Genomic DNA, 2,304 nt, shown 5'->3' with positions numbered 1-2,304 from the left:
TGGGATACTTTTTGTTTTGTTATCATCAACCCTTTTACCGGACTTACCCGAATACTTTTTACCAGAACATATTTACATACTCCCTCCCGTTTGCCCCGTATAAATAAAATACTGAATGCTCTGGCCTTTGCATGCATTGCAATTTTGGTAACCGGTTTGGCTTGTTATATTCTAAAGATTGACTTGCTAAAACCGATGGTCATGATCATTGGTATATTGGGTGCATTGGTGTTGATAATGATGGTAGTGGCGGGTATTGTATCTTATTACGTAGATAAATATGAGCCGGCAAAATATTTTATTGCGGCCAATATTTTACTTGTTATTGGTGCCATTGCTTTTATTTTTAGAGAAACAGGGTTGATGGAAGATAATTTCTTTACTCGTTACCTTGTTCAATATGGTGTGTTAATCCAAGCCGTTGTTTTATCACTCGGCCTTGGCAGCAGGCTTAATAAAATGCGCCTTCAATTAGCCACTGAAACACTGGCGAGAGAAAAACTTGCATTGGAAAAAGAAAAAGAAAAAAAGGAATTAATTGAACAGCAAAAAACCGAACTGCAACAACAGGTACAAGAAAAAACCAATGACCTGCAATTAAAAAATACCATGTTGCAAAATACTGTTGGGCAGTTAAAGGAATCCGAGAATAAATTAAGCCAGCTGAACCAGGTAAAAGATAAATTATTTTCTGTTGTATCGCACGATCTTAGAAACCCGCTGGCAACCATGCAATCGTTTTTAAAACTCATTACCGAACACCATGAAAAAATGAGTGAGGACGAGCGGAAAAAATTATTTTCAGAAGCACAACAGTCGCTTGATAACCTGAATGAATTACTTTATAATTTGCTGCAATGGTCAAAATCGCAAATGAATTTGCTACAGTTTAGGCCCGATAAACTGAACATGAAACTGATTGTTGACGGTGCTGTAAGACTCGTGCAGTTGCATGCCCACATGAAAGAGATACTAATAAAAACAGCTGTAGAAGAAGGGTTGACCGCTTATGCCGACAAAGACATGATTGAATTTATTGTACGTAATCTGCTCAGCAATGCAATTAAATTTAGCCAGCGCAAGGGTGAAGTAGAAGTAAAAGCATTTATTTCCGGTGGCAGTATTATTGTTGAGGTAATTGACAAAGGCATCGGCCTTAATGATGCAAAAATAAAAAAGTTGTTGGAAAAAAATACTACCCTCAGCAGACGTGGTACCGAAAAAGAAAAAGGTACTGGTCTTGGGTTACTTATCAGCAAAGAATTTATTGAAAAGAATGGCGGTTGCCTACAGATTAAAAGTGAGCCGGGCAAGGGATCGGTATTTAGTTTTAATATACCGGTATTGTAAAGGAAGTTATGGACGTGATGAAAACAAAAACATTGTAACTTGATAAACTTATTTCAGAAAAAATATTTTTAAAAATTAAAAAATACTATGAAAAATAGTAGCAACCCCACAGTTGATTTTTATTTTAATAAACAAAAAAAGTGGGAGGAAGAAATCATTTAATTAAGAACAATTGTTCTTGATTGTGGCCTTACTGAAGAATTAAAATGGGGAGTGCCATGTTACCATTTTGAACTCGGTAAAATTATTTTGATACATGTGTTTAAAGAATATTGTGCACTGCTATTTTTTAAAGGAGCACTGCTACATGATGCAAAGAAAGTATTAATACAACAAACCAAAAACGTGCAGGCCGCACGCCAAATGCGGTTTACCAATAGCAAAGAAATTGTAGAAATGGCAGCTTCAATAAAGGCATATATTTATGAAGCTATTGAAGTTGAAAAGGCCGGTATAACAGTGCCTTTAAAAGAAACAGCTGCTTTTGAGATGCCCGAAGAATTTCAACAGGCGTTGGATAATGACCCTAAACTTTTAAAAGCCTTTAAAGCATTAACACCGGGCAGACAAAGAGGTTATCTGCTGTTTTTTGCTGCTCCCAAACAAGCCAACACCAAACTTGCACGGGTTGAAAAATACCGCCAGCAGATTATGGAAGGAAAGGGAGTGAATGATTAATAGACATGAACTTTTCTTAGTACAACAATACCGGTTTTCATTTTCTTAATTCTTTAATTACCATTTTTCAATATCCTCATGCGATATGCATTCATGGCAGTTAAACCCAGTTTTTCTATAAGGCGATAGTTTACGATAATGCCAACCGGTGCTCCAATAATCGGTACAAGTTGCGCCATTTTTGCAAGGTCAATATAATCTCTGTATTCCTGTTGAAAATTCCGCCACTCAAATTGTTGAATATCTTCGGGAAGTGTTTTACTGTACTCATCCCAG

Annotated in this window: 3 protein-coding genes; 2 read left to right on the top strand and 1 reads right to left on the bottom strand. The window is 36.5% G+C overall.

The annotated features are described in order from the left end of the window. Together H7254_RS07845 and H7254_RS07840 are read left to right on the top strand one after the other, a co-directional pair. The coding region (locus H7254_RS07845) for a sensor histidine kinase (protein ID WP_301932443.1) at positions 1-1,350 on the top strand (1,350 nt) is incomplete at its 5' end. A 171-nt stretch (positions 1,351-1,521) separates the two neighbouring features. Further along, complete coding sequence (locus tag H7254_RS07840) at positions 1,522-2,028, top strand: YdeI family protein (RefSeq protein WP_301932444.1); 507 nt, start codon at positions 1,522-1,524, stop codon at positions 2,026-2,028. 53 nt (positions 2,029-2,081) lie between these two features. Here the strand turns inward: H7254_RS07840 and H7254_RS07835 are convergent. Further along, positions 2,082-2,304, bottom strand: a 223-nt coding sequence (locus tag H7254_RS07835) for an EcsC family protein (protein ID WP_301932442.1), incomplete at its 5' end; no start/stop codon positions are given.

Origin of the sequence: Ferruginibacter sp. (assembly GCF_014377975.1) — a bacterium.
In the GTDB taxonomy this organism is placed as follows: Bacteria; Bacteroidota; Bacteroidia; order Chitinophagales; family Chitinophagaceae; genus Ferruginibacter.
Note: the sequence above shows the minus strand (reverse complement) of the source record. Positions and strands in the feature narration are given on the sequence as shown.